Genomic DNA, 23,652 nt, shown 5'->3' on the forward strand with positions numbered 1-23,652 from the left:
AACCGGTCCGGCCGTGGCTGCCGCGGGCGCGCGCGGTTCGGGCGGCACCGGGGCGGCGCGCGAATGGCGTGCCGGCGGGGGCCCGCGCCGGCTTGCCGGGCCGCGTTCGACGCCGCCGGCCGGGGCCGCCCGCCGGTAGAATGCAGGCTTCTTCCCGACCGCCGCCCGCCGCGCCCGCCTGCATGGAACTGAAATGGCTCGAAGACTTCGTCTCGCTCGCGGAGACGCGCAGCTTTAGCCGGTCCGCCGAGCTGCGGCACGTGTCGCAGCCGGCGTTTTCGCGGCGCATCCAGGCGCTCGAGGCGTGGCTCGCGACCGAGCTGATCGATCGTTCGGTCTATCCGACGCGGCTCACGCAGGCCGGGCAGATCTTCTACGAGCAGGCGCTGACGATGCTGTCGCAGGCGCACGAGGCGCGCACGCTGCTGCGCGGCCACGTCGGCGCGCCGGTGCCGACGATCGAATTCGCGGTGCCGCACACGCTGTCGCTCACGTATTTCCCGCGCTGGCTCGAGCGGATCGAGGCGAAGATGGGCCAGGTCCACACGCGGCTGCGCGCGCTGAACGTGCACGACGCGGTGCTGTCGCTGGTCGAGGGCGGCTGCGACCTCGTGATGGGCTATCACCACCCGAGCCATCCGGTCGCGCTCGACCCGGCCCGCTACGACATGCTGATCCTCGGCAGCGAGCCGATCAGCCCGTTCTCGGCGCCCGGTCGCGCGGGCCGGCCGCGCCATACGCTGCCGGGCGCGGCCGACGCGCGCGTGCCGTACCTGTCGTATACGCCGAACGCGTATCTCGGCCGGATGACCGAAGTCATCATCGCGAACGCGCCGACGCGGCTGTTTCTCGATCGCGTCTACGAAACCGACATGGCCGAGGGGCTGAAGGCGATGGCGCTCGCGGGCCACGGCGTCGCGTTCCTGCCGCACAGCGCGGTCGACGATGCGGTCGCGGGCGGCCGGCTGATCCGGCTCGACCGGTCGGCGCGCGGCGGCGCGCATCCGTTCACGCTGACGATGGAGATCCGGCTGTACTGCGACAAGCTCGCGCTGCAGGGCGACGATCCGCGGCAGAAGCTCGTGCGGGCGCTGTGGGACGTCGTGCGCGACGAACTGCGCGACACGACCGGCGACGCCGCCGCTTGATCGCCGGTTAACCGCCGACGGTCAATCCGGCCGATCGACCCGGCCGGCTGACGGCGCTCCTGCAGCGTCTATCGGACGGCTGTCCCGCGGCCGGCCCGCGCCTGTCCGATCCGGTTTTCACGAACGCGATGCACGGCCGATCGCGGCCGTTCTTGCGCAAATCGACCGCGGATTTGCGAAAAATCGCGATCATGCAAGAAACGCATAATCGAATAAACAAACGGCATTGGATAAAAAAAACGGCTTTTTCGACAATGTGCGCAATCCGTTGAACGTTGGAGTGTCCATGTCTTCGCAACAGCAGTCCATCCCGTCCTACCTGCACGCCGACGATCTCGGCCCGTGGGGCAACTACCTTCAGCAGGTCGATCGCGTCGCGCCGTACCTCGGTTCGCTGTCGCGCTGGCTCGAAACGCTGAAGCGTCCGAAGCGCATCCTGATCGTCGACTGCCCGATCGAGCTCGACAACGGCACCGTCGCGCACTTCGAAGGCTATCGCGTGCAGCACAACGTGTCGCGCGGTCCGGGCAAGGGCGGCGTGCGCTACCACCAGGACGTGACGCTGTCGGAAGTGATGGCGCTGTCGGCATGGATGTCGGTGAAGAACGCGGCCGTGAACGTGCCGTACGGCGGCGCGAAGGGCGGCATCCGCGTCGACCCGCGCAAGCTGTCGCGTGGTGAGCTCGAACGCGTGACGCGCCGCTACACCAGCGAAATCGGCATCATCATCGGCCCGAACACGGACATCCCGGCGCCGGACGTCAACACCAACGAACAGGTGATGGCGTGGATGATGGACACGTACTCGATGAACCAGGGCCAGACGTCGACCGGCGTCGTGACCGGCAAGCCGATCGCGCTCGGCGGTTCGCTCGGCCGCAAGGAAGCAACGGGCCGCGGCGTGTTCGTCGTCGGCTCCGAAGCGGCGAAGAAGAAGGGCCTGGAAATCGAAGGCGCACGTATCGCGGTGCAAGGTTTCGGCAACGTCGGCGGCATCGCGGCGAAGCTGTTCCAGGAAGCGGGCGCGAAGGTGATCGCGGTGCAGGATCACACGGGCACGATCTACCAGCCGGCCGGCCTCGATTCGAACAAGCTGCTCGACCACGTCGCCCGCACCGGCGGCGTCGCGGGCTTCGAAGGCGCGGAACCGATGCCGAACGACGAGTTCTGGACGGTCGAGACCGACATCCTGATCCCGGCGGCGCTGGAAAACCAGATCACCGAGAAGAACGCGGCGAAGATCCGCACGAAGATCATCGTCGAAGGCGCGAACGGCCCGACGACGACGGCGGCGGACGACATTCTGAGCGCGAACGGCGTGCTCGTGATCCCCGACGTGATCGCGAACGCGGGTGGCGTGACCGTGTCGTACTTCGAGTGGGTGCAGGATTTCTCGAGCTTCTTCTGGACGGAAGACGAGATCAACCATCGTCTCGAGCGCGTGATGCGCGAAGCGTTCGCCGGCGTGTGGGCGGTCGCGGAAGAGCACAAGGTGACGGTGCGTACGGCGGCGTTCATCGTCGCGTGCAAGCGCATCCTGATGGCGCGCGAAATGCGCGGCCTCTACCCCTGATCGGGCGTCCCCGACCGGGCGTCCCTAACCGGGCGTCCCTAACCGGGCGTCCCCGATCGACGACCATGATCGATTCATGACGCAATCCACCCGATTGTGGATATGAACCCGCGCGGGCGGTGCCGAATCCGGCACCGCCCGCGCGCGCATCTGGAGCGCCCGGAGCCGGGAGGAAGGCTTCGCACAGGGCGATTCGTAGTGCGGTAAACAACCAGTACTTTCAAAAATATTACTTTGATACACTGGCGCGGGTTTTAGCCAAGGAGATGACCAAAATGAAATACCACAAGGCAGTCCTGATGGCCGCGGCGCTGTGCGCGTTCGCAAGCGGCGCGTACGCTCAGGAGACTGGCACGCTGAAGAAGATCAAGGACACGGGCGTGATCGCGCTGGGCCACCGCGAATCGTCGATTCCGTTCTCCTACTACGACCAGAACCAGCAGGTGGTCGGCTATTCGCGCGAGTTCCAGCTGAAGATCGTGGACGCGGTGAAGAAGAAGCTGAACCTGCCGAACCTGCAGGTGAAGAACATCCCCGTCACGTCGCAGAACCGTATTCCGCTCGTGCAGAACGGCACGGTCGACATCGAGTGCGGCTCGACGACCAACAACCTCGAGCGTCAGCAGCAAGCCGCGTTCTCCGACACGATCTTCGTGATCGGCACGCGCCTGATGACGAAGAAGGATTCGGGCGTCAAGGATTTCGCCGACCTGAAGGGCAAGACGGTCGTGACGACCGCCGGCACGACGTCTGAGCGCCTGCTGCGCAAGATGAACAACGACAAGCAGCTCGGCATGAATATCATCAGCGCGAAGGATCACGGCGATTCGTTCAACACGCTGGAATCGGGCCGCGCGGTCGCGTTCATGATGGACGACGCGCTGCTCGCGGGCGAGCGCGCGAAGGCGAAGCAGCCGGGCGAGTGGGTGATCGTCGGCACGCCGCAATCGGAAGAGGCTTACGGCTGCATGATGCGCAAGGGCGATGCCGACTTCAAGAAGGTCGTCGACGACGCGATCTCGCAAGTCGAGAAGTCGGGCGAAGCCGCGAAGATTTACGCGAAGTGGTTCGAGAACCCGATTCCGCCGAAGGGGCTGAACCTGAACTTCCCGCTGTCCGATTCGATGAAGAAGCTGTACGCGAACCCGAACGACAAGGCGCTCGACTGACCACACGGCCGTTGATGCAGAAATGACGCTAATGAGACGGAAGAGGCCACGCTTCTTCCGTTTCTTTTTGCTGGAGTCTTGCCCATGTCTTACCACTGGAACTGGGGCATCTTTCTGAGCCCCGTGTCGACCGGCGAGCCGACGACTTATTTCGGATGGCTGATGTCCGGCTTCTGGGTGACGATCGAAGTGTCGCTCGTCGCCTGGGTCATCGCGCTGATCGTCGGGTCGCTGTTCGGCGTGCTGCGCACCGTGCCGAACAAGTGGCTCGCCGCGATCGGCACCGTGTACGTGTCGATCTTCCGGAACATCCCGCTGATCGTGCAGTTCTTCGTCTGGTATCTCGTGATACCCGAGTTGCTGCCCGCGTCGATCGGCACCTGGATCAAGCAGTTGCCGCCCGGCACGCAGTTCTTTACCGCGTCGATCGTCTGTCTCGGCCTGTTCACGGGCGCGCGCGTGTGCGAACAGGTGCGCTCGGGGATCAACGCGCTGCCGAAGGGCCAGCGCGCGGCCGGCCTCGCGATGGGCTTCACGCAATGGCAGACGTATCGCTACGTGCTGCTGCCCGTCGCGTACCGGATCATCGTGCCGCCGCTCACGTCGGAATTCCTGAACATCTTCAAGAACTCCGCCGTCGCGTCGACGATCGGCCTGCTCGACCTGTCCGCACAGGCGCGCCAGCTCGTCGACTACACCGCGCAGACCTATGAGTCGTTCATCGCGGTCACGCTCGCCTACGTGCTGATCAACCTCGTCGTGATGGCGTTCATGCGCTGGATCGAAGGCCGCACGCGGCTGCCCGGCTATATCGGAGGCAAGTGATGCATCAGTTCGACTGGAGTAGTATTCCCGGCGCGCTGCCGACGCTGTGGTCGGGGGCGGTCGTCACGTTCAAGATCACGCTGATCGCGATCGTGATCGGGATCGTCTGGGGCACGCTGCTGGCGCTGCTGCGGCTGTCCGGCGTGAAGCCGCTCGCATGGTTCGCGAAAGCGTACGTGACGGTGTTCCGCTCGATCCCGCTCGTGATGGTGCTGCTGTGGTTCTTCCTGATCGTGCCGCAGTTGCTGCAGGGCGTGCTCGGGCTGTCGCCGACGATCGACATCCGCCTCGCGTCGGCCATGGTCGCGTTCTCGTTGTTCGAAGCCGCGTATTATTCCGAGATCATCCGCGCCGGCATCCAGGCGGTGCCGCGCGGGCAGGTGAACGCCGCGTTCGCGCTCGGCATGAACTACGCGCAGGCGATGCGCCTCGTGATCCTGCCGCAGGCGTTCCGCGCGATGGTGCCGCTGCTGCTCACGCAGGCGATCGTCCTGTTCCAGGATACGTCGCTCGTGTACGTGATCAGTCTCGCGGACTTCTTCCGCACGGCCGCCAACGTCGGCGATCGCGACGGCACGACCGTCGAGATGGTCCTGTTCGCCGGCGCATGCTATTTCGTGATTTGCTCGTTGGCGTCTGCTCTCGTCAAGGGTCTCCAGAAAAAGGTCACAAGATGATTTCCATCAAGAACGTTTCGAAGTGGTACGGCCAGTTTCAGGTCCTCACCGAATGCACGACCGAGGTCAAGAAAGGCGAAGTGGTCGTCGTGTGCGGCCCGTCGGGCTCCGGCAAGTCGACGCTGATCAAGACCGTGAACGGCCTGGAGCCGTTCCAGCAGGGCGAGATCCTCGTGAACGGCCAGTCGGTCGGCGACAAGAAGACGAACCTGTCGAAGCTGCGCTCGAAGGTCGGGATGGTGTTCCAGCATTTCGAGCTGTTCCCGCACCTGTCGATCACCGAAAACCTGACGCTCGCGCAGGTCAAGGTGCTCGGCCGCGGCAAGGACGAGGCGAACGAGAAGGGCATGAAGCTGCTCGATCGCGTCGGCCTGAAGGCGCATGCGCACAAGTTTCCGGGCCAGTTGTCGGGCGGCCAGCAGCAGCGGGTCGCGATCGCGCGCGCGCTGTCGATGGACCCGATCGCGATGCTGTTCGACGAGCCGACGTCCGCGCTCGATCCCGAGATGATCAACGAAGTGCTCGACGTGATGGTCGAACTCGCGCAGGAAGGGATGACGATGATGGTCGTCACGCACGAGATGGGCTTCGCGAAGAAGGTCGCGCATCGCGTGATCTTCATGGACAAGGGCGCGATCGTCGAGGACGACCGCAAGGACGATTTCTTCTCGAATCCGAAATCGGACCGCGCGAAGGACTTCCTCGCGAAGATCCTGCACTGAGCGTTCGCGCGTTTTCGCGCGCACCCATGCGAAAACCGCCCGGCACGCAGCCGGGCGGTTTTTTTTCGTCCGTCGCCGGGCGTTACCAGCTGTACCGGTAGCCGACCTGTCCGACGATTCCGCGCCGGTAATCGCCGCCGATGTTGCGTGCGATCTTCGCGTTCGCGTACAGCTCGCCGGACTTGCCGAAGCCGGCGGTCACGCCGACGCCGAGCTCGTACCAGGTGCGCCCGAGATGCGTCGCGAACGGCGTGCCGCCGACCACGGTCTGCCCCGGCGACAGGAAGTCGTGCAGCACGTCGGCCGTGAAGTACGGTGTCGCGGCGCCGCCGCCCGCGTCCGACTGGAGGTTCGGCCGGAAGATGCGCACGCCGACGCGGCCGCGCAGCGCATTCGTCGTCGTGCCCGACACGGCCGACACGTTGTCGTTGAACCCGTTCAGCTTCAGGTACTGATACATCAACTGCGCTTGCGGCTCGACCGCGAACGGCAACGTGCCGATCGCGAACGGCTTGCCGACTTCCTGCGACAGCGCGACGCCGAAGCCGTTCTGCGACGCCTCGTTGCCGTAGCTGTCGCGATAGCGGTTGCCGTAGTGCGTGACCTGCCCGACGCTGTCGAAGTAGGTGCCGTCGGGCAGGTAGCGCGTCCAGTAGCCGCCGACGCTTTGCGCGTGCATCTCGACCGAGCCGGTCGACGTCGACAGGTCGGGCGAGCCTGCGCGCGCCATGTCGCTGAAGCTCGCATTCGACACGCCGATGCTGGCCGTCACGCCCGCATGCGTGCTGCCGGCGCCGTCGGGCGCCTGGTCGAGGGTCCAGTCCTTGCCGAACTGCGCGAAGAACGTGCGTTCGTCGGCCGAGAAACGGCCCGCATTCGCATCGAGGCTCTGGCCGCCGATGCGCCCCCACACGCCGTCGCGATTGCCGGGCTGCTGTTTCTCGACGTTGTAGATGTCGCCGACGCGCTCGTGCAGCCTGCCGAGCGTCGAGAAGCCGTAGTCGGCGTTCAGCAGCGGCGTCATCGCGTAGCCGGAGACGCCCGGACGATACGCGAGCGTGCCGCCGTTGCCGTTTGCGTTGCCATTCCCGTTGTTGCCGCCGTCGCCGCCGCCGGACGGGTGGATCGGGTCGCCGGGGTCGGTCTGGTCGAGTTGCGAGCGCAGGTACCAGCCGTTCGCATCACCTTGCCCGCCGCGATAGAGCCGGTATTCATACGCGCCGGCCTGTACCGGGCCGGCAAGATGGAATGCCGACGCGGCGGTCGTGCCGCCGTTGGCCGTGACGACCACGGGAATGCCGTCGCCGGTCGTCTGCGCGCCGGTGCCGGCCGTGTTGGCGATCTTCAGGCCGGTCGTGCCGCTCGCCGTGCCGCCGTTCACGATCAGCCGGTCGGTCGGTGACGTATCGGCGCCGAGATACGTGTTCAGCGCGATCGTGCCGCCGTTGCCGACGTAGCCGCCGGTCGTCAGCGTCTTGTAGCTGCCGGTCAGCGTCGGCGAGCCGGTCGGCGCGGCGAACGCGACGAGGCCAGCGTTGTTCAGGCTGCGCAGGACCGAACTGCCCGTCATGCGCCACGTGCTCGTGCCGTCGACACTCAGCGCGACCGGGTCGATCTTCCCGGTCAGCGTCGTGCCGTTCGCGAGGAACACGTTGCCGGTGCTCGATGCGTCCGACACGATGTCGCCCGCGAGGTTGACCGCCGATGCGCCGAACGTCACGTTGCTGCCGTTCGCGAGGTTCAGCAGCGTGCCGTTGCCGGCCGTCACGACCGTGCCGTTGCGTACCGCGATGTCGGCCGTGCCGCCGCGCGCGGCGAACGCCGGCCCGGTGGATGACGTCACGCTGCCGCCGTCGACGAGCACCGAGCTGGTCGCGCCGTTCGCGAGCGTGTCCGACGTCAGCACGCCGGCCGTCGCGCCCGTGAGCGCCGTGCCGGTCAACGCGAGCACGCCGCCGCTGTTCGCGGTGGCGCCGTTGCCGGCCACGCTGGCGAGCGACGAACCCGTATCGGCGAGGCGGCCGCCGTTTTGCGCGACGATGCCATCGGCCGCGGCACCCGATGCGGAAATCTTCGCGCCCGACAGCAGGGCTGTCGCGCCGCCGTCCATGACGATCGCATGCGCGTTCGCGCCGGTCGTCGCGACGGTGGTTCCGTTGGCCGTGAGCGTGGAATCGGCACCCGACACGGACAGGCCGAGCGCGTCGGCCCCCGCCGTGCGGACGACCGTGGCCGCATCGGTCGCGATACGTGCACCCGCACCGGTCGACGCGAGGCCGGCGGCGCCGTTGCCGGTCGTGGCGACCTGCGTGCCGGACAGTGCGATCGTTGCATTCGCACCGAGGTTGCGGATGCCGCTGCCCGAGCCGCCGACCGCGATCGACGTCGCCCCGGCCGCGATCCCGCCGTCCGTCACGGTCGAGTCGATCAGCACGCCGTCGGCGCTGCCGTTCGCGACGACGGTGCCCGCGCCCGACAGCGCGACCGATGCGCCGGCCCCCGTGAGACGCACGCCCGCGATCCCGTCGTCGGCTTCGATCGAACCCGCATTGGCGAGCGTGGCCGACGCACCCTGCACGAGCGCGCCGGTGCCGTTGGAGACGCGGATCGTCGACGCGTTGTTCACCGTGCCGAGCGCGCCGGCCACGACGCCCGTCGAGCCGGCGCCGGTCAGCCACACCGTGCTGCGGTTCTCGAGCGTGCCGAGGTTCTGCGCGATGAAGCCGGTCACGCCGGCGGTCGACGACGTGACGGCGGCGTGATTGGTCAGCGTCGTCGCGACCGGTGCGCCGGCAGCCGCGCCGGCGAGGTCGTGCGCCTGGCCGTCGACGATGCCCGCGGTCGCGCCGGCCGCGTTCAGGTTGATCGTCGTGCCCGGGTCGATCGTGCCTTTCGCGCCGCCTTCGACCGCGATCGCGATGCCGTTCGCGCCTTTGACGTCGTAGATCGCGTTGCCGGTCGACAGCGTGGTGCCGACGTCGGTCGCGAGCACGCCGCGCGCGCGCTGGCCGTTGACGTCGGTGATCAGTGCGCCGGCCGCCGACGCGCCCGTGTAGGCCGCGCCGCCCGCGACGCGGAACAGCGTCGAATCGTCGGTGTCGACACTCAGGTGCTGCGCGGCGACGTTGATTTTCGAGCCTGCGCCGTATGCATAGAAGCCGATCTGGTGCGTGCCGGACATGAAGGCCGGCACGGCGTTCGCGCCGACGTCGATCGTCGCGCCGGAACGCGCGTGCACGCCGATCGCGCCGGTGCCCGTCAGGTTCAGCGCACCGTCGAGCGTGGCTTTCGCGAGCGGCCCTTCGGCCCAGACGCCGTAGTTGCGCGTGCCCGACGCGGGATCGAGGCCGCCGGCCACGTTGATCGTGCCGGTCGACGTCGCGGCCGTCGCGTTCGTGCCGGTGCCGACGACCATGATGCCGATGCCGTTCACGCCATTCAGCGTGATCGTGCCCGTATTGGTCACGGTCGCGGCGGTGTCGGCCGCGAGCATGCCGACGTTGGCGAGCGGCGTGCCGGGCGCCGCGCCGTTGACGACGATCGCGCCCGCGTTGGTCAGCGTGCCGGCGCTCGAGCCGATGCTCGCCAGCGCGGCGCCGTTCTGCGTCTGCGTGCCGATCACGATCGTGCCGAGGTTGCTGGCGGTGCCCGACGCGCCGAGCAGGATGCCGTACCCGTGCGCGGACAGCGCGACGTCGTTCGCGGCTTCGGGGGAGCTGGGGTCGTACTGCGCGGCGCGGCCGAGATAGATCGTGCCGCCGGCTTCGTTCGTGAAGCTGCCGCCGGCGACGAGGCCGCCGATCACCTGGCTGTCGAGCGTCGTCGCGTTGACGCCGACGTTGATCGTGCCGGCGTTCGACGCGCGCGCGCCGTCCGTGGCGGCTACCGCGTAGTTCTGCAGGTCGAGCCGGTTGCGGGTGAGATTCCAGGCGCCGACGTTCATCACGCCGTTGTTGACGAACGTCGTGCCGGCGCCGTTCGCGTACACGCCGCTGCCTTCGACGTACGTGTTGAGCCCGAAGTTGTCGGAAGGGGTGGCGCCCCCCGTGTTGACGTTGTCGCCAGCCGTATAGCCGGACGAGATCGTGCCGTTGTTGACGCCGCTCGCGCCGCTCAGCAGGCGCACCAGCGTGAAGTCGCCCGACAGGCGCCCGTCGTTGACGAAGTGCGCGCCGTTCTCCGCGACGACGGCCGCGCTCTCATCGATCGTGTTGGAGCCGCGGAAGTCGATCTGACCGTCCTTGCCGATGTGCAGCGTAGCGTTCGCGCCCGTGCCGTGCATCGCGGACGGGTAGTTTCTGGGCAGCGCGTTCTTGTCGCCGGGCGATACGTCGTTCGCATACTCGAAGGTCTGCGGGGAAAGTGTCACGGCCTGGCCGAACGCGGTGTCGTAGGCGGTCTGCGAGCCGAGCGCGCCGTTGCGGACCGAACGCACGAGAAAGTCGTTGTACGCGGCGAGCGACGCGGCGTCGGTGACGGTCCACGTGCTGCCGTCGAACGCGGTGAAGGTGCCTGCGTAGGTCGGCACGTCGAGCTCGATGCTGCCGACGGGGCCGCCGCTCGCGAGATAGTCGCCGGTGATGAACCAGATCTGGTTGCGCGAATTCCAGTTGATGACGCTGGGTGCCGAGCCGGTGCCGTCCGCGTAGGCGAGATCGCTCTGCTTGGCCGCGATCGTCATCACGTTGCCGGTTGCCGCAGGTGCGTTCGCGGGGTTGCCGATCGATACGTCGAGCGTGCCGCCCGAATTCGCGACCGTGCCGATCCGCGTGTTCACGTACTGGTTGTCGTTCACGTCGTGGTAGACCTGCACGACGGTCGAGCCCGCGGTCGATGACACGAACGCGGACGAGTCGTAAGTGGCGACGGACGTGCGGCTGCCCGTGATCGAATCGGGGGTGCCGACGCTTTGCGTCTTGCCGCCGAGCGTGACCAACGGCTGATTCGGGTTGCCCGAAATGATGGACGTGTTGCCGAGCGGCATCGGCGTGTAGCCCATGTCGCCGGTCGCGCCCGTCCAGGCGCCGGTCAGGCCGACCCGGTCGCCGCCCGACACGGTCGTGGCGCCGACGAGATCGTTGTTGACGGTCGGGCTGAAACTGCCGAGCGCGCAGGTGCCGCCGTTCGCGACGGCCGCGCCGTTGCCGCAGGTCGATGCGTGCACGGTGCCGGCCGACAGTGCCGCCAGTGCGGCGCCGAGCGCCGCGACACGAAGCGGCGACCGGCGCGTTGCGTGATGCGTTGCCTTGCGGGCGGTGCGCTGACTTGGCCCCGATGCAGCGCCCGAGCGCTTGCCGCGCGTCTGGGTCGTTTCCGCGACCGCGACCCAGCAGCCGGCGGCCTCGCTCCATATCGATCGAAATGAGTGATTCACGACATACCCCTCTTTCTTCTTTTTGACGTGGCATTCGCCGTTGTTCGGCGAATTCGCATTCCGCGGTGGGGAAATGATCCGAAGGGGCGTGCGGCGGCTATGGCAGCGTGTCGCGCCAATCGTGTTTCGTTACACCGAGGATGGGCGGAGTCTACTGATTCAGATGGCCGTCGATTATCGAGAAGCTGGAAACTGTAATGATGCGAACCGTAATGCGTGGTATTTTTGATTTGTGTGGTTAATCGAACCGAAGGCTGTGGCGGGGGCGGGCTGGGAGGGGTTTTGCAGAGATCTGGAACGGCTGCCGGAGTAGGTGGGATAGCGAACGGTTCCGGCAGATGCGGTGCGTTAAAATCCGGATCAGGGGTTCTTGTTTTAATTGATGGTTATTTTCCTGATTCCATCTTTTATTTGCTTTCGCTTGTAAATTAATAAAATCAAGCGGATGTCGGGTGATGTCAATCGATTGCGCCGGGTGGCGGTCAAAACGAAACCGTATTGACCGGAGCGAGGCGATTTGCGCTGATGACGCATGAAGTGCGCGCAGCAGTTCGGAAAGCGAGCGCAGCCGATGCCGCGCCGGACTTCAGAAATCGATCGCGTCGTCGGAATCGCCGTCGGCCGCGGTGGCGAGCGCTTCGCGCACCACCGTGTGCGGCGCGGACGCCGACGCATCGAGCGACGGGTTGCGCAGCTTCTCGAGCACACGCTCGGGCACCGGAATCTGCATCCGCGCGGCGACGTCGCCGCACTGGAACATGATCAGCTCGCCCGGCTCGAACGCGGTCCAGACTTCGTTGTCGGTGAGCGGCTGCGTTGCGATCACCGCGACGCGATCCTCGGGCGTCGTGTATTTCGCGAAGTCGATCGACAGGTCTTCGTCGACGAGATGCGCGGTCGAGAACGGCCAGCGCCGCACGAGGTAGTGCAGCCGCGTCGAGCAGTGCGCGAAGAGCGCCTGGCCATTCGACATCAGGAAGTTGAACACGCCGTGATCGGTGATGCCGCGCGTCAGTTCGCCGACCCGCTCGAACAGCTCGGGCAGCGGCGGCTGCGCGCCGGGAAAGGCCTCGCGCAGCCCCTGCATCAGCACGCAGAACGCCTGTTCGCTGTCGGTCGTGCCGACCGGGTGGTAGACACTGCCGTCCATGTCCGGCGCGTAGTCCTGCAGGTCGCCGTTATGCGCGAAGATCCAGTGCCGGCCCCACAGCTCGCGCATGAACGGATGGCTGTTCTCGAGCAGGATGTGCCCTTGCGTCGCCTTGCGGATGTGGGCGATCGTGTTCTTGGACTTGATCGGGTAGCGCTTCACCATTTCGGCGATCGGCGACGTGGCTGATGCCTGGTGATCGATGAAGAGACGGCAGGCCTTGTCTTCGAAGAACGCGATGCCCCAGCCGTCGGCATGGTGATCGGTGAGCCCGCCCCGGGCCGCGAAACCTGTGAAGGAGAATGTGACGTCCGTCGGCGCGGCGCAGTTCATTCCAAGGAGTTGGCACATTTTACGTGGGGCGGCAGGCTGAAGCGGGGGGTAACGAACCGGGCGAACCCCGGTACAATGCGGCTTCTAGCATATCACCGAGCCCTGAGCGGTAAAAAGCGGATTCCGCTGGCCAAAGGCCCCGTGTTGCGGTTTGCCGTCAGTCGGCCCGCGCACGCGCGTTCCGGCCCCGCCGATGGCAAGCCCGTTCCTCACGACGCCTCCTATGACTGCCTCGAACGCTTCTTCCCCGGCGACGCTTTCGCTCGCCCGTCCCGACGACTGGCACCTGCACCTGCGCGACGGCGACATGCTCGCCGCCGTGCTGCCGCACACCGCCCGCCAGTTCGGCCGCGCCATCGTCATGCCGAACCTGAAGCCGCCCGTCACGACCACCGCGCAGGCGCAGGCCTATCGCGAGCGCATCCTCGCCGCGCTGCCGGCCGGGATGACGTTCGAGCCGCTGATGACGCTGTACCTGACCGACAACACGCCGCCCGACGAAATCCGCCGCGCGCGCGAAAGCGGCTTCGTGCACGGCGTGAAGCTGTATCCGGCAGGCGCGACGACGAACTCCGACCACGGCGTCACCGATCTCGCGAAATGCGCGAAGACGCTCGAGGCGATGCAGGACACCGGCATGCCGCTGCTCGTGCACGGCGAGGTGACCGATGCGTCGATCGACCTGTTCGACCGCGAGAAGGTGTTCATCGACCGCGTGATGACGCCGCTGCGCCGCGATTTCCCGGGCCTGAAGGTCGTGTTCGAGCACATCACGACGAAGGACGCGGCCGACTACGTACGCGATGCCGACGCGGCGCCCGGCCTGCTCGGCGCGACGATCACCGCGCATCACCTGCTGTACAACCGCAACGCGCTGTTCGTCGGCGGGATTCGCCCGCATTACTACTGCCTGCCGGTGCTCAAGCGCGAGACGCATCGCGTGGCGCTGGTCGAGGCCGCGACGTCGGGCAATCCGCGCTTCTTCCTCGGCACCGACAGCGCGCCGCATGCGCGCGACGCGAAGGAAACCGCGTGCGGCTGCGCGGGCTGCTACACGGCGCTGCACGCGCTCGAACTGTACGCGGAAGCGTTCGACACGGCCGGCGCGCTCGACAAGCTGGAAGGGTTCGCGAGCTTCTTCGGCGCCGATTTCTACGGGCTGCCGCGCAGCGCCGAGACGGTCACGCTGCGCCGCGAGCCGTGGGAACTGCCGCGCGAGATCTTCGCGGGCGATACGCCGGTCGTGCCGCTGCGCGGCGGCGAGACGATCGGCTGGAAGCTGGCGTGACCGGCACGCCGCCGTGCGAACCCGGCCTTGCGGCCGGTCGCGCGGCGGCGGATTTCGCGCGGATCGACTGGTCCGCGCCGTGGCTCGCGCCTTACGCGGAGCCGGGCCGCGCGTGGCAGGCGGCCGCCCGGGCGGGCGAGGCCGCGCTGCTCGATGCGTTGAACGGCGCGTTGGGCGGCATGTCACGAGGCGGCGATCGCGTCACCGGCCGCGGCAGGCCGCTGCGCTTCGTGCCGCAGGCCGAGCTGCCGCCCGGCGTCGCGTACGAGACCCATATCGCGGGCACCGGCCACGTGCCGACCCGCCACCATCTTCACGACTTCTTCAATGCGCTCGTCTGGTTCGCGTACCCGCGCATCAAGGCCGCGCTGAATGCGCGCCAGGCCGCCGCGATCGACGCGGCGGGCGGAGTCGGCCCCGTGCGCGGTACGTTGCGCGATGCGCTCACGTTGTTCGACGAGAACGCCGCGCTGTTCGTCACCGCCGACCGCGCGCTCGCCGACGCGTTGCGCGGCTTCGACTGGCCGCGGCTGCTGGTGGCCGCGCGCGATGCGTGGGGCACGCGCTGCGAAGCGCGACTCGTCGGCCATGCGCTGCTCGAACAGCTCGTCGCACCCTACAAGTCCTGCACCGCGCACGCATGGATCGTCGAAGTGAGCGCCGACTATTTTTCATGGCCCGACGCGCGACGGCGCGCGCACGTCGATGCACGAATCGCTGCCGAATTCGCGACGTGCGCGCTGACGAGCCGCGACTTCGCGCCGCTGCCGGTGCTCGGCGTGCCGGGCTGGTGCGCGGCGAACGCCGACGCCGCGTTCTACGACGATCCGGCCGTGTTTCGCCGCGGCCGCCGCTCGCGCGCTGCCGACGGCGGCGCGCAGTGCTAGAATGCGCGTCGCAAAGCAGGCCAGGCAGTCGCGGCCTCGCCGCCTTCGGGCGCGCGGGGGCGAGGAAAGTCCGGACTCCACAGGGCAGGGTGATGGCTAACGGCCATCCGTGGCGACACGCGGAACAGGGCAACAGAAAGCAAACCGCCGATGGCCCGGCGCAAGCCGGGATCAGGTAAGGGTGAAACGGTGCGGTAAGAGCGCACCGCGGCGACGGCGACGTTCGCCGGCACGGTAACCTCCACCCGGAGCAATTCCAAGTAGGCAGGCGCGCATTTTCGGATGCAGGACGGGGCCCCCGTCTCGTCTGCGGGTAGGAAGCTTGAGCGCGTCAGCAATGGCGCGCCTAGAGGAATGACTGCCACGCGTTGCGCGCTTCGGCGTGCAGCGTGCACAGAATCCGGCTTATCGGCCTGCTTTGCCGTTCGAATGCGAAAGGGCCGGCGCTCCCTGCGGAGCGCCGGCCCTTTTTTCATGCGCGCGCCGTGCGCTCAGGCGGCGACGATGTCGAACGAATGCGTGAGTTCGGCCGTCTTCGCGATCATGATCGACGCGGAGCAGTACTTGTCGTGCGACAGGTTGATCGCGCGCTCGACCGTGGCCGGGTTCAGATTGCGGCCGGTGACCGTGAAGTGGAAGTGCACCTTCGTGAACACCTTCGGATCTTCGCTCGCACGCTCGGCCTTCAGCGTGACCGAGCAGCCGCTCACTTCCTGGCGGCTCTTCTTCAGGATCAGCACGACGTCATAGGCGGTGCAGCCGCCGGTGCCGAGCAGCACCATTTCCATCGGACGCGGCGCGAGGTTGTGGCCGCCGCCTTCGGGCGCGCCGTCCATCGTGACGAGATGGCCGCTGCCGGTCTCGGCGGAAAACGCCATGCCGTCCTGGCCCATCCAGCTTACTTTGCATTCCATGCTTGCACTCCAGCGTTGCCTGATTCGGATTCGATCCGGCATTGTAGCCCGCGACGCAACGGTCGGCTGATGCGCTGCACGACGCGCAACGCCGGGGCCGGGCGGACAGGGCGGCGAGCGACGATTTCCCTGCTGGATTTAGGGGTTTTGCTCTAGGCGAGGGCAGCTTTAGGTCATGTCCGAGGGGTTTACATGTTTGATTTCAAAAGGAAATGCGTCCGAACAAGCTTTTCGGATGAAATCTCATATTGTGGTATTTGATTTCGCAATGCAAATTTTCTTGTGAAGTCGGCGGGGCATTCGTATAATGATCCTCATTGGTTGCCGCGCTGCGGCAACCTCCGCATGTCTCCTCCACCCTCCTCCTAAGGTGGATTAAGCCCGAACCAGCCGTTCGGGCTTTTTTTCGTCCCATGCAAACATCCGCGCGCGGCTTGCGCGCGTCGGCACCGTCACGCGGGCTGTCGCGCAGCCGGTTGCGAAGTCGCGTCGGGCGGCGTGCCGCGCGAGTCGGCATCGGGCGCCGGCGCACGGGCGGCCGACGCGTGGCCGTGGCCGCGTGCGCAGAAGTGACGGACGCGTTCGCGCACCGCGCGCAGGCGCGCGATGCGGTCTTCGGCATGGGCGGTCCGGGCTTCGGCGATGCGTGCATCGAGTGCGTCGAGCTTGGCTTCGCAGCCGGAGCGGGCGGCGACGGCGGGCGCCGCGACGGCCAGCAGCGCGGCCGCCAGAAAGGGCGTAAGTCGTTGTTTCATCATGCTGGTTTGTTGTTTTTCGGGTTCGACCGGTCTGGCGCGGCAAGGTCATGTGCCGCGCGTCGATGGGTGCCTCCCCAGGCGCTCGGTTCGCCTGGCTTGGTGGGGCACGACCGGATTTTGGCGCATTTCGGCCGCCGCGAACACGGGACGTGGATTCTCTTTGACCACGTAGCCGTATTTCCTTTATAATTCAGGGCTTTTCCGCATTCATGCCCACGGAAAAAGAACAGGGAGAGCCTGCACCGCGCCTCGAAGCGCACACAGACAAGCAGGAAGAACACATCGGGCAAAGCAATTTTTTTGGATCGATCATGAAGACGTTTTCCGCAAAAGCCCATGAGGTGACGCGCGAATGGTACGTGATTGACGCGACGGATAAGGTTCTCGGCCGTGTTGCCAGCGAAGTGGCACGCCGTCTGCGCGGCAAGCACAAGCCTGAGTTCACCCCGCACGTCGACACTGGTGATTTCATCATCATCATCAACGCGAGCAAGTTGAAGGTCACGGGCAACAAGACGCTGGACAAGAAGTACTACCGTCACTCGGGCTACCCGGGCGGTATCTATGAAACGACGTTCGGCAAGATGCAAGAGCGCTTCCCGGGCCGCGCGCTCGAGAAGGCGGTCAAGGGCATGCTGCCGAAGGGCCCGCTCGGCTACGCGATGATCAAGAAGCTGAAGGTCTACGCAGAAGCGACGCATCCGCACTCGGCTCAACAGCCGAAGGCGCTCGAGATCTAAGGGGACCCACATGATCGGTAACTGGAACTACGGTACGGGCCGCCGCAAGAGCGCAGTCGCACGTGTCTTCATCAAGGCTGGCAAGGGCGACATCATCGTCAACGGCAAGCCCATCGCTGACTACTTCTCGCGCGAAACGTCGCTGATGATCGTGCGTCAACCGCTGGAACTCACGAACCACGGCCAGACGTTCGACATCAAGGTGAACGTCAACGGCGGCGGCGAAACGGGTCAGGCAGGCGCAGTGCGCCACGGCATCACCCGTGCACTGATCGACTACGATGCGACGCTGAAGCCGTCGCTGTCGAGCGCAGGCTTCGTCACGCGCGATGCGCGTGAAGTCGAGCGTAAGAAGGTCGGTCTGCGCAAGGCACGCCGCGCAAAGCAGTTCTCGAAGCGTTAATTCCGCTTCATGGCCTCGCCGCTTTCGAGCGGCGTCCGCCGAAAAAACCGCCAGCTTTCACGCTGGCGGTTTTTTTATGCCCGCTGACTACCCGCACCCGGGCCGCTGCGGCCGCCGCCCGCGCGGGCGCGTTTGATGAAATCGACAAGAACCTATTGATTTCATGGACATCAGCACGATCTTCTGATCGGCCCTACAATAGCGGCTAAAGCTTTTTGGAGAGTTCGAATGAACGCTGTTACCGAAACCGCAGCAACGACGACCGATATGCCGCTGCCGTTCGTCTTCACCGACGCCGCAGCCGACAAGGTCAAGCAACTGATCGACGAAGAGGGCAATCCCGACCTGAAGCTGCGCGTGTTCGTGCAGGGTGGCGGCTGCTCGGGCTTCCAGTATGGCTTCACGTTCGACGAGGAAGTCAACGAGGACGACACCGTGATGAACAAGAACGGCGTCCAGCTCCTGATCGACTCGATGAGCTACCAGTACCTGGTCGGCGCCGAGATCGACTACAAGGACGACCTCAACGGCGCCCAGTTCGTGATCAAGAACCCGAACGCGACCACCACCTGCGGGTGCGGTTCGTCGTTCTCGGTCTGAGCGCACGGCAGATCCGCGCCGGTTCGCCGGAATGAAAAACGGGGCTTCATGCCCCGTTTTTTTATGCGCGCTCGCCCTGTGGCGCTTACCGCGCGGCGGATATCGCGTCAGCGCGGATAGAGCGCGCCGAGCACGCGGTTGCCGGCTGCGCCGGTGACCGTCGCGAGATTGCCGGGCTGGCGCGCGGTGAAGCGGTACGCGAGCCACGCGAACGCGAGCGCTTCGACCTGCTGCGGCGGCACGCCGAGTGCGGCCGTGGTGTCGACCGCGGCCGGCACGCCGGCCTCGCGCAGCGCGTGCCGGAGCGCGTCGAGCAGTACCGGATTGCGTGCGCCGCCGCCGCAGACGAACACGGCCTTGCAGCCCGGTGCGTGCTGCGCGATTTCGCGCGCCACCGATACGGCGGTGAGCGCGGTGAGCGTGGCCTGCACGTCCTCCGGTGCAACTTGCGGGAACGCGGCGAGCTTGGCGTCGAGCCATGCGGGATTGAACAGATCGCGTCCGGTGCTCTTTGGCGGCGGCGCGGTGAAATACGGTTCGTCGAGCAGGGCGTCGAGCAGCGATGCCTGTACGGTGCCGCGTGCGGCGAACTTCCCGCCGTCGTCGTACGGCTTGCCGAGGTGGCGGGTCGCCCAGGCATCGATCAGCGCGTTCGCGGGGCCGCAGTCGAAGCCGCGCACGTCGCCGTCCGCGCCAGGCAGGATCGTGATGTTGCTGATCCCGCCGAGATTGCAGACGACCCGCGTTTCGCCCGGCGCGCCGAACACCGTCGCATGGAACGCGGGCGCGAGCGGCGCGCCGTGACCGCCGGCGGCCACGTCGCGGCTGCGGAAATCGGCGATCACGTCGACCTGCGTCAGCTCCGCGAGCAGCGCCGGATTGTTGAGCTGGCGCGTATAGCCGCGCTCGGGGCGATGGCGCACCGTCTGGCCGTGCACGCCGATCGCGCGGATCTCGTCGCGCGACAGCCCGGCCGTGCGCTGCAATTCATGGCAGCACACCGCATAGCGCGCGACGAGCGCATTCGCGGCGAGCGATTCGCGGTCGATCTCGTTGTCGCCGGGCTGCTGCAGCGCGAACAACGCGTCGCGCAGCGATTGCGCGAAGCCGACGAACGCTTCCGCGAGCACGACCGGCGCGCGGCCGGCCTTGAAACGCACGGCGACGCCGTCGACGCCGTCCATGCTGGTTCCCGACATCAGCCCGAAATAGATGCCGTCTGCCGGATGGGCAGGCTGCGGCTGTCGTTGCGGCACGTTGGGTTCTCCTGGATCGTGCGGCGCGGGCCGGTGCCGCGCGCCTTGCGCCCGATTATCCGCGCAACGTGACGCGTCGTTAAGCGATGCGCGCGCAAGTTATGGGAAAATCCCTGTTTTTGCGACATTCTTCCTGGCACCGATGAGCACCGAACCCAGTTCCAAGCCCGTTTTCCCGATCACCGACGAAGTCCGGCATGCGCTCGCCGTCACGAAGCGCGGCGTCGACGAGCTGCTGATCGAGGAAGAGTTCGCGCAGAAGCTCGCGCGCAGCGCAGCCACCGGCACGCCGCTGCGCATCAAGCTCGGCCTCGATCCGACCGCACCGGACATCCACATCGGCCATACGGTCGTGCTGAACAAGATGCGCCAGTTGCAGGATCTCGGCCATACGGTGATCTTCCTGATCGGCGATTTCACGTCGCTGATCGGCGATCCGTCGGGCCGCAACGCGACCCGCCCGCCGCTCACGCGCGAGCAGATCGAATCGAACGCGAAGACCTACTTCGAGCAGGCCGCGCTCGTGCTCGATCGCGACAAGACCGAGATCCGCTACAACAGCGAATGGTCGATGCCGCTCGGCGCGGACGGGATGATCAAGCTCGCGTCGCGCTACACGGTCGCGCGGATTCTCGAGCGCGAGGATTTCACGAAGCGCTTCCAGGGCGGCGTGCCGATCTCGATCCACGAATTCCTGTACCCGTTGATGCAGGGCTACGATTCGGTCGCGCTGAACGCCGATCTCGAACTCGGTGGCACCGACCAGAAGTTCAACCTGCTGGTCGGCCGCGAACTGCAGAAGCAGTACGGCCAGGAACAGCAGTGCATCCTGACGATGCCGCTGCTCGAAGGCCTCGACGGCGTCGAGAAGATGTCGAAGTCGAAGGGCAACTACGTCGGCATCAGCGAGAAGCCGACCGACATGTTCGGCAAGCTGATGAGCATCTCGGACACGCTGATGTGGCGTTACTTCGAGCTGCTGTCGTTCCGCAGCCTCGATGAAATCGCCGGCTTCAAGCGCGAGGCCGAGGGCGGCCGCAATCCGCGCGACTTCAAGGTGCTGCTCGCGCAGGAAATCGTCGCGCGATTCCACTCGCAGGCCGACGCCGAGCGCGCGCTCGACGACTTCAACCACCGCGCGAAGGGCGGCGTGCCGGACGACATTCCGTCGGTCACGCTGGCCGGTGCGCCGCTGGCGATTGGTCAGTTGCTGAAGCAGGCCGGCCTCGTGCCGTCGACTAGCGAAGCGCTGCGCAACATCGAGCAGGGCGGCGTGAAGATCGACGGCGCGACCGTGTCGGACAAGGGCCTGAAGGTCGAGGCCGGCGAGTTCGTCGTGCAGGTCGGCAAGCGCCGCTTCGCGCGCGTCACGCTGACCGCATGATCGCGCTGATCCAGCGCGTGACGCGTGCCGACGTGCGCGTCGGCGGCCGCACGACGGGCGAGATCGGCGCGGGCCTGCTCGCGCTGGTCTGCGCGGAGCGCGGCGATACCGAGGCCGCGGCCGACAAGCTGCTCGCGAAGCTGCTCGGCTACCGCGTGTTCAGCGACGCAGCCGGCAAGATGAACCTGCCGGTATCGAACATCGACGGCGAAGGCCGCGCGGGCGGCCTGCTGCTCGTGTCGCAGTTCACGCTGGCGGCCGATACCAACAGCGGGCTGCGTCCGAGCTTCACGCCGGCCGCGCCGCCCGACGAAGGCGCGCGGTTGTTCGACTATTTCGTCGCGGCCGCGCGGGCGCGGCACCCGATCGTCGAGACGGGCGAGTTCGGCGCCGACATGCAGGTGTCGCTCGTCAACGACGGCCCCGTGACGTTCTGGCTGCAAGTGCGGCCCTGATTCTTTCCCGGAGGCGCGCCGCGATGGCCACCACGCAGATTCTTTTCATCCGCCATGGCGAGACGGCCTGGAACCGCATCAAGCGCATCCAGGGGCATATCGACATCCCGTTGGCCGACACGGGGCTCGCGCAGGCGCAGCGGCTGGCGGCGCGGCTCGCGCGGGAGGCACGTGATGGCGCGCGGATCGACGCGGTGTATTCGAGCGACCTGATGCGCGCACAACAGACCGCCCAACCGTTCGCCGATGCGCTCGGGTTGCCGCTGCTGCTGCGCGAAGGGTTACGCGAACGCTCGTACGGCGCGTTCCAGGGGCACGACAGCACCGAGATCGAGGCGCTGTTTCCGGACGCGTATGCGGCGTGGCAGACACGCGACCCGGGCTTCGCGCCGGAGGGTGGCGAGTCGCAGCGTGAGTTCTATCACCGCGTGCTGCATGCGCTCGAACCGATCGTCGCCGCGCATCCGGGCGGCCGGATCGCGTGCGTCGCGCACGGCGGCGTGCTCGATTGCGTGTATCGCTTCGCGAACGGGATCGAGCTGTCGGCGCCGCGTACCTATCAGCTGCTCAACACCAGCATCAATGTCGTCGATTACGTCGATGGCCGCGCGCAAGTCGTGCGGTGGGCCGACGTGTCGCATCTCGAAGCCGCGAGCGACGATGACGACGGGTACCGCAAGGTACTCTGAGCACGCCAGCCCCGTGCGGCATGGCCGGCCCCGGGGTTCGCCTTCTTACTGCGTGACGCTTACGCTTACTGCGGCAGCGCGTGGCGCGTCTTGTAGTCGAGCGCGTACGCGATCTTGCCGGGCTTGTCGGCCGTGATCGGCTGGCGCAGCTTGTCGAATTCCCCCTTGCTGTATTTCTTCCCGCTGTTGATCGCATCGGCGCGCCCGAGGTCGACGCCCGTCTTGCCGTCGATCACGGGGTCGGTGGCCGCGACCATCCGCGTCGACGCATTCCAGACCGCATTCAGGTAGCCCGTGTCGGCCTTCGCCGGGTCGGGATCGGTCGTGCCGCCGCGCGTGAGGTCATAGTTCGCCAGCGCGAACGTGCCAGGCTGCGCGCGCAGCCAGTCGGCCCAGTAGAACTCGAGGTAGTCGGTCGCTTGTGCGGGCTTGCTGTAGCCGATGTCGCGCGTGAAATAGACGAGCGAGCGGTAGCGGTCGTTCGTCATCCCGAGTTTCAGGCCGAGGCCGCTCGGCAGTTGCGCGGTCGTGATCGGCTGGCCTTCGCCGTTCTTCAGGCGGAGATAGCCGCGGCTTTGCATCTGCTGCCAGAACGCGTCGCCCGAGTAGTCGCTGAGGTTGTCCTTGACGACGACGTGCACATGCAGCGCCGGGCCGCCGTCGGGCGTCTCGTAATAGGTCGACAGGCCGTGGTGGCCGTCGGTCAGGTACAGCGCATCGCCGTTCGGGCCGATCACGACGGGGTTCAGCACCGAGCGGTCGCGGGCGTTCGCGTCGGTCGTCGCGCACGTGTAGCTGGCCGGTTCGCGCAGCGACGATCGGGCCGTGTAGCCGCTCGATGCGACGCCGCCGAGGCCTTCGTCCGCGCAGAAGTCGTCGAACTTCTTGTCGGGCTGCAGTTCGTAGCGGCCGAGCTTGTAGTAGATCTGGTCGTAGCCGATCGCACCCTGCGTCGGATGGAGATCGCCGAGCGTCACGTCGATCAGGTCGCCGGCGCGCGCGGCTTTCCATTTGCCCGGTTGCGGCGGGGTGGTGGCGGGCGGCGTCGGGGCCGGCGTCGTCGTCGTGCCGCCGGACGGCGGTTGCGCGTCCGTGCGCGCAACGGCGGTGACATCATCGCCTCCGCACGCGGCGAGGGCGACGACGGTGGACAGGCTGGCGGCAAGGGCGAAACGGATCGGCAGGCGTGACATCGCGGGCATCGGGCGTCGGTATCGGATGGGCGGGACTTCGCGCGGGCCACGGGCATGCATGACGGCCAGGACGTGCGACCCTGCGCGGGTGCGAGCCCGTCAGCTTGTCACAGG

Annotated in this window: 20 protein-coding genes and 1 other RNA gene; 15 read left to right on the plus strand and 6 right to left on the minus strand. The window is 66.8% G+C overall.

Features of this window, described 5'->3' with window-relative positions:
- The first annotated feature begins 182 nt into the window (after window positions 1-182).
- The 6 genes from JMF86_RS02940 to JMF86_RS02965 all read left to right on the plus strand — a co-directional run bounded on the left by JMF86_RS02940 (window position 183) and on the right by JMF86_RS02965 (window position 6,114).
- Window positions 183-1,148, plus strand: a complete 966-nt coding sequence (locus JMF86_RS02940) for a LysR substrate-binding domain-containing protein (protein WP_011694145.1) — start codon at window positions 183-185, stop codon at window positions 1,146-1,148.
- A 286-nt stretch (window positions 1,149-1,434) separates the two neighbouring features.
- On the plus strand, window positions 1,435-2,721 hold the full coding sequence (locus JMF86_RS02945) for a Glu/Leu/Phe/Val dehydrogenase (RefSeq protein WP_027807464.1): 1,287 nt from the start codon (window positions 1,435-1,437) through the stop codon (window positions 2,719-2,721).
- 275 nt (window positions 2,722-2,996) lie between these two features.
- Window positions 2,997-3,890, plus strand: coding sequence for a glutamate/aspartate ABC transporter substrate-binding protein (locus JMF86_RS02950; protein WP_011544585.1), 894 nt, complete (start codon window positions 2,997-2,999; stop codon window positions 3,888-3,890).
- An 84-nt stretch (window positions 3,891-3,974) separates the two neighbouring features.
- Window positions 3,975-4,715: an amino acid ABC transporter permease gene (locus JMF86_RS02955; protein WP_006476908.1), complete on the plus strand. Its 741-nt coding sequence runs from the start codon at window positions 3,975-3,977 to the stop codon at window positions 4,713-4,715.
- Window positions 4,715-5,392, plus strand: coding sequence for a glutamate/aspartate ABC transporter permease GltK (gltK, locus tag JMF86_RS02960; protein ID WP_011544586.1), 678 nt, complete (start codon window positions 4,715-4,717; stop codon window positions 5,390-5,392). Before JMF86_RS02955 ends, gltK begins: the two co-directional genes overlap by 1 nt.
- Window positions 5,389-6,114, plus strand: a complete 726-nt coding sequence (locus JMF86_RS02965) for an amino acid ABC transporter ATP-binding protein (protein WP_011544587.1) — start codon at window positions 5,389-5,391, stop codon at window positions 6,112-6,114. Before gltK ends, JMF86_RS02965 begins: the two co-directional genes overlap by 4 nt.
- 82 nt (window positions 6,115-6,196) lie before the next feature.
- Here JMF86_RS02965 and JMF86_RS02970 read toward each other — a convergent pair whose 3' ends face one another.
- Together JMF86_RS02970 and JMF86_RS02975 are read right to left on the minus strand one after the other, a co-directional pair.
- Window positions 6,197-11,488, minus strand: a complete 5,292-nt coding sequence (locus JMF86_RS02970; protein ID WP_125380845.1) for an autotransporter outer membrane beta-barrel domain-containing protein — start codon at window positions 11,486-11,488, stop codon at window positions 6,197-6,199.
- A gap of 586 nt (window positions 11,489-12,074) precedes the next feature.
- A complete protein-coding gene (locus JMF86_RS02975; RefSeq protein WP_125380844.1) occupies window positions 12,075-12,989 on the minus strand; it encodes a class II glutamine amidotransferase in 915 nt (304 codons plus the stop codon).
- A gap of 205 nt (window positions 12,990-13,194) precedes the next feature.
- On the opposite strand from JMF86_RS02975, the gene pyrC reads away from it, so the two are divergent.
- From pyrC to rnpB, 3 genes are all read left to right on the plus strand, one after another.
- Window positions 13,195-14,259, plus strand: coding sequence for a dihydroorotase (gene pyrC / locus JMF86_RS02980; RefSeq protein WP_012327899.1), 1,065 nt, complete (start codon window positions 13,195-13,197; stop codon window positions 14,257-14,259).
- On the plus strand, window positions 14,256-15,146 hold the full coding sequence (locus tag JMF86_RS02985) for a DUF3025 domain-containing protein (protein ID WP_125380843.1): 891 nt from the start codon (window positions 14,256-14,258) through the stop codon (window positions 15,144-15,146). Before pyrC ends, JMF86_RS02985 begins: the two co-directional genes overlap by 4 nt.
- Window positions 15,147-15,158: 12 nt before the next feature.
- Window positions 15,159-15,570: RNase P RNA component class A (gene rnpB / locus JMF86_RS02990), an RNA gene on the plus strand.
- A 67-nt stretch (window positions 15,571-15,637) separates the two neighbouring features.
- On the opposite strand, the gene JMF86_RS02995 is transcribed toward rnpB, so the two are convergent.
- Entirely contained in the window at window positions 15,638-16,102 is a 465-nt protein-coding gene (locus tag JMF86_RS02995; RefSeq protein WP_074801272.1) for an OsmC family protein, read from the minus strand.
- Between the two features lie 410 nt (window positions 16,103-16,512).
- The gene (locus tag JMF86_RS03000) at window positions 16,513-16,818 is read right to left on the minus strand and encodes a DUF1090 family protein (protein WP_027813213.1); all 306 of its coding nucleotides are present in this window, start codon (window positions 16,816-16,818) and stop codon (window positions 16,513-16,515) included.
- Between the two features lie 311 nt (window positions 16,819-17,129).
- Here JMF86_RS03000 and rplM point away from each other — a divergent pair, with 311 nt between their 5' ends.
- The 3 genes from rplM to erpA all read left to right on the plus strand — a co-directional run bounded on the left by rplM (window position 17,130) and on the right by erpA (window position 18,561).
- Window positions 17,130-17,558: a 50S ribosomal protein L13 gene (gene rplM / locus JMF86_RS03005; RefSeq protein WP_009687896.1), complete on the plus strand. Its 429-nt coding sequence runs from the start codon at window positions 17,130-17,132 to the stop codon at window positions 17,556-17,558.
- 10 nt (window positions 17,559-17,568) lie between these two features.
- Entirely contained in the window at window positions 17,569-17,961 is a 393-nt protein-coding gene (rpsI, locus tag JMF86_RS03010; RefSeq protein ID WP_006476904.1) for a 30S ribosomal protein S9, read from the plus strand.
- Between the two features lie 228 nt (window positions 17,962-18,189).
- Complete coding sequence (gene erpA, locus JMF86_RS03015) at window positions 18,190-18,561, plus strand: iron-sulfur cluster insertion protein ErpA (RefSeq protein WP_006476903.1); 372 nt, start codon at window positions 18,190-18,192, stop codon at window positions 18,559-18,561.
- 107 nt (window positions 18,562-18,668) lie between these two features.
- On the opposite strand, the gene JMF86_RS03020 is transcribed toward erpA, so the two are convergent.
- On the minus strand, window positions 18,669-19,817 hold the full coding sequence (locus JMF86_RS03020) for an anhydro-N-acetylmuramic acid kinase (RefSeq protein ID WP_078040659.1): 1,149 nt from the start codon (window positions 19,815-19,817) through the stop codon (window positions 18,669-18,671).
- 142 nt (window positions 19,818-19,959) lie between these two features.
- Here JMF86_RS03020 and tyrS point away from each other — a divergent pair, with 142 nt between their 5' ends.
- The 3 genes from tyrS to JMF86_RS03035 are packed head-to-tail and all read left to right on the plus strand — an operon-like array spanning window position 19,960 to window position 22,345.
- On the plus strand, window positions 19,960-21,201 hold the full coding sequence (gene tyrS / locus JMF86_RS03025) for a tyrosine--tRNA ligase (RefSeq protein WP_078040660.1): 1,242 nt from the start codon (window positions 19,960-19,962) through the stop codon (window positions 21,199-21,201).
- On the plus strand, window positions 21,198-21,656 hold the full coding sequence (gene dtd, locus JMF86_RS03030; protein ID WP_011544595.1) for a D-aminoacyl-tRNA deacylase: 459 nt from the start codon (window positions 21,198-21,200) through the stop codon (window positions 21,654-21,656). The genes tyrS and dtd overlap by 4 nt, the downstream gene beginning before the upstream one ends.
- Window positions 21,657-21,679: 23 nt before the next feature.
- The gene (locus tag JMF86_RS03035; RefSeq protein ID WP_011544596.1) at window positions 21,680-22,345 is read left to right on the plus strand and encodes a histidine phosphatase family protein; all 666 of its coding nucleotides are present in this window, start codon (window positions 21,680-21,682) and stop codon (window positions 22,343-22,345) included.
- Window positions 22,346-22,410: 65 nt separating this feature from the next.
- Here JMF86_RS03035 and JMF86_RS03040 read toward each other — a convergent pair whose 3' ends face one another.
- Window positions 22,411-23,538, minus strand: coding sequence for a ParB/Srx family N-terminal domain-containing protein (locus tag JMF86_RS03040; RefSeq protein ID WP_125380841.1), 1,128 nt, complete (start codon window positions 23,536-23,538; stop codon window positions 22,411-22,413).
- Window positions 23,539-23,652 lie beyond the last annotated feature (114 nt).

This window comes from Burkholderia sp. E168m15, assembly GCF_016586105.1.
In the GTDB taxonomy this organism is placed as follows: Bacteria; Pseudomonadota; Gammaproteobacteria; order Burkholderiales; family Burkholderiaceae; genus Burkholderia; species Burkholderia orbicola.

Coding starts and splice junctions, on each gene's coding strand:
- JMF86_RS02965 (WP_011544587.1), top strand. CDS start 5,389: ATGATTTCCATCAAGAACGTTTCGAAGTGGTACGGCCAGTTTCAGGTC.
- dtd (WP_011544595.1), top strand. CDS start 21,198: ATGATCGCGCTGATCCAGCGCGTGACGCGTGCCGACGTGCGCGTCGGC.
- rpsI (WP_006476904.1), top strand. CDS start 17,569: ATGATCGGTAACTGGAACTACGGTACGGGCCGCCGCAAGAGCGCAGTC.
- JMF86_RS03040 (WP_125380841.1), bottom strand. CDS start 23,538: ATGTCACGCCTGCCGATCCGTTTCGCCCTTGCCGCCAGCCTGTCCACC.
- rplM (WP_009687896.1), top strand. CDS start 17,130: ATGAAGACGTTTTCCGCAAAAGCCCATGAGGTGACGCGCGAATGGTAC.
- JMF86_RS02995 (WP_074801272.1), bottom strand. CDS start 16,102: ATGCCGGATCGAATCCGAATCAGGCAACGCTGGAGTGCAAGCATGGAA.
- JMF86_RS02955 (WP_006476908.1), top strand. CDS start 3,975: ATGTCTTACCACTGGAACTGGGGCATCTTTCTGAGCCCCGTGTCGACC.
- JMF86_RS02950 (WP_011544585.1), top strand. CDS start 2,997: ATGAAATACCACAAGGCAGTCCTGATGGCCGCGGCGCTGTGCGCGTTC.
- gltK (WP_011544586.1), top strand. CDS start 4,715: ATGCATCAGTTCGACTGGAGTAGTATTCCCGGCGCGCTGCCGACGCTG.
- erpA (WP_006476903.1), top strand. CDS start 18,190: ATGAACGCTGTTACCGAAACCGCAGCAACGACGACCGATATGCCGCTG.
- tyrS (WP_078040660.1), top strand. CDS start 19,960: ATGAGCACCGAACCCAGTTCCAAGCCCGTTTTCCCGATCACCGACGAA.
- pyrC (WP_012327899.1), top strand. CDS start 13,195: ATGACTGCCTCGAACGCTTCTTCCCCGGCGACGCTTTCGCTCGCCCGT.
- JMF86_RS02945 (WP_027807464.1), top strand. CDS start 1,435: ATGTCTTCGCAACAGCAGTCCATCCCGTCCTACCTGCACGCCGACGAT.
- JMF86_RS03000 (WP_027813213.1), bottom strand. CDS start 16,818: ATGATGAAACAACGACTTACGCCCTTTCTGGCGGCCGCGCTGCTGGCC.
- JMF86_RS03035 (WP_011544596.1), top strand. CDS start 21,680: ATGGCCACCACGCAGATTCTTTTCATCCGCCATGGCGAGACGGCCTGG.
- JMF86_RS02940 (WP_011694145.1), top strand. CDS start 183: ATGGAACTGAAATGGCTCGAAGACTTCGTCTCGCTCGCGGAGACGCGC.
- JMF86_RS02975 (WP_125380844.1), bottom strand. CDS start 12,989: ATGTGCCAACTCCTTGGAATGAACTGCGCCGCGCCGACGGACGTCACA.